Origin of the sequence: Nitrobacter sp. 62-23, assembly GCF_001897285.1 — a bacterium.
Lineage (GTDB): Bacteria > Pseudomonadota > Alphaproteobacteria > Rhizobiales > Xanthobacteraceae > Nitrobacter.
Genome location: NZ_MKSM01000042.1, coordinates 1 through 2,165, shown reverse-complemented (window position 1 = coordinate 2,165; position 2,165 = coordinate 1). Strand labels below are relative to the sequence as shown.

2 protein-coding genes are annotated in these 2,165 nt (G+C 62.9%); both read right to left on the bottom strand.

Annotated elements, in window-relative coordinates:
- On the bottom strand, positions 1 to 583 hold a 583-nt coding region (locus BGO16_RS04060), incomplete at its 3' end, for an aminotransferase class V-fold PLP-dependent enzyme (protein ID WP_292617318.1).
- Between the two features lie 223 nt (positions 584 to 806).
- On the bottom strand, positions 807 to 2,132 hold the full coding sequence (sufD, locus tag BGO16_RS04055; RefSeq protein WP_292617317.1) for a Fe-S cluster assembly protein SufD: 1,326 nt from the start codon (positions 2,130 to 2,132) through the stop codon (positions 807 to 809).
- Between the last annotated feature and the right edge of the window lie 33 nt (positions 2,133 to 2,165).

Sequence of the window (2,165 nt, the reverse complement as noted above, 5' to 3'; positions counted from 1 at the left end):
CCACGTCCTTGACCGGAACGATGGTGCCGAGCGCGTTCGACATCTGCGTGATGGCGACGATCTTGGTCTTCGGCGTCAGCAGCTTCTCGAATTCGTCGATCAGAAAATTGCCGTCGTCATCGACAGGCGCCCACTTGATGACCGCCCCATGCCGCTCGCGCAAGAAATGCCATGGCACGATGTTGGAGTGATGCTCCATGATCGAGAGCACAATCTCGTCGCCGGCCTTGATGTTCGGCTCGCCCCAGGACGACGCCACCAGATTGATCGCTTCGGTGGCGTTGCGGGTGAAGATGATCTCCTCGGTGCGCTTCGCATTGAGGAATTGCGCAACCCTGGTGCGGCCGCCTTCATAGGCTTCGGTCGCGGCGTTGGCGAGATAATGCAGTCCACGATGAACGTTGGCGTATTCGGTCTTGTAAGCCTGCGTCATGCGCTCGAGCACCGCGTCCGGTTTCTGCGCCGAGGCTGCGTTGTCGAGATAGATGAGCGGCTTGCCGTAAATTTTCATCGCCAGCGCCGGAAAATCCTGACGCACGCGCATCACATCATAAGAACCGTTGGCGACCGCCGGATGGGTCATGTCACTACTTCCATATCCATCGTCAGAACCTCGGGCTTCTCCCATGCGAAGGGAGCACCCGTCATTGCGACGCCGGAACAAAACCGGCAACGCCGGTTTCGTTCTAAGCGAAGCGACGAAGCAATCCGGCTCTGCCGAGACCTCCGGGTTGCTTCGCGGAGCCTTTTATCGGACGGCCGCTTCGCGACGACCCGTCAGCTCGCAATGACGCTCCGACAATCTCTTACCCGCGCGCCGCGAGCCACCGCTCGCCGGCTCCGATGACGATCTCGCGCACGCCATCGTCGGCGATGGATTCGATCGCCTCGCCAATGAACGCCTGAATCAGGAGCGCCTGCGCTTCCTTTTCCGAAAGACCGCGCGCGCGCAGATAGAACAGCAGGCTCTCATCGAGCGCGCCCACCGTCGCGCCGTGACCGCAGGTGACGTCATCGGCGAAAATCTCAAGCTCGGGCTTGTTGTCGGCTTCCGCTCCATCGGACAGCAGCAACGCCCGCGTCATCATCTTGCCGTCGGTCTTCTGCGCGTCGGGCTGAACGATGATCTTGCCCTGAAACACCGAGTGCGCGCGATCGTCCACCACCGCGCGGAATATCTCGCGGCTCTGGCAATGCGGCACTGCGTGCTCGATAACGAGCGTGGCGTCGCCGTGCTGCTGATCCTTCAGCAGATTGACGCCGTTGATCGACGCATTCGCTTCCTCTCCGCCGAAGCGGACGAAGCCCTGATAGCGGCTAAGCACCGAACCGGTCGTCAGGCTGAAGGTGTTGTACTGCGTCCTGCCGTTGAGGGTCACGATCGCGGTCGAGATGTTGCTGGCGTCCGGCGCATCCTCGACGAGGCGAACGTGCTGGACATCGGCGCCCTCGCCCGCCCACAGCACCACGGCGTCGTTCACCTGATAGCCTTGCGCGCCGTTCGCTGCGATGAAACTCTCCACGAGCGTGACCCGCGCACCCTTGGCCACTTGCAGCAGAGAACGCGTGAACGAGGACGTGGATGATTGCGTCGCGACGTGCACGATGTGCAGCGGCTTGGTCAGCACGACGCCGTCCGCAACGCCGACAACGACCCCATCGGTCGCCATCGCGGCATTGAGCGACACCATCACGTCCGTGGTGGCGTTGGTGCGCAGCAGGTCCGCGCGCGTCGCGTTGTCGGCGCTCTCCAGCATGTCGTGAAGCGTGCGGACATCAACGCCCTTTTCCAGCGCGCCGAGATCGGACAGTTCCGGCGCGAACGTGCCATCGACCAGGACGAGCCTGCAGCCGCCCTTCACCTCGATTTGAGCGAGCGCCTCTGACGCGCGCTTCAGCGCATCCGCATCGGGGCGCGCGGCAAGCGGCGCGACCTCGCGCAACAGCACGCGCAGGTCGGTGTATTTCCATTCCTCGATCCGGCGATGCGGAAGCCCGCGTTGCGCGAACTCCGCAAAGGCAGCCTCGCGAACCTCGGCAACGGGACCCTTGCCCGGAAGACGACCCCGCGCGGCCGCGAAAATATCGCTGGCAGCGTGGTCGGTCGTGGGCTTGACCAATGCAACGTTCATGATGGCGCTCAGGCTGCTTTTTCTTCGAACTGG

Coding starts and splice junctions, on each gene's coding strand:
- sufD (WP_292617317.1), bottom strand. CDS start 2,132: ATGAACGTTGCATTGGTCAAGCCCACGACCGACCACGCTGCCAGCGAT.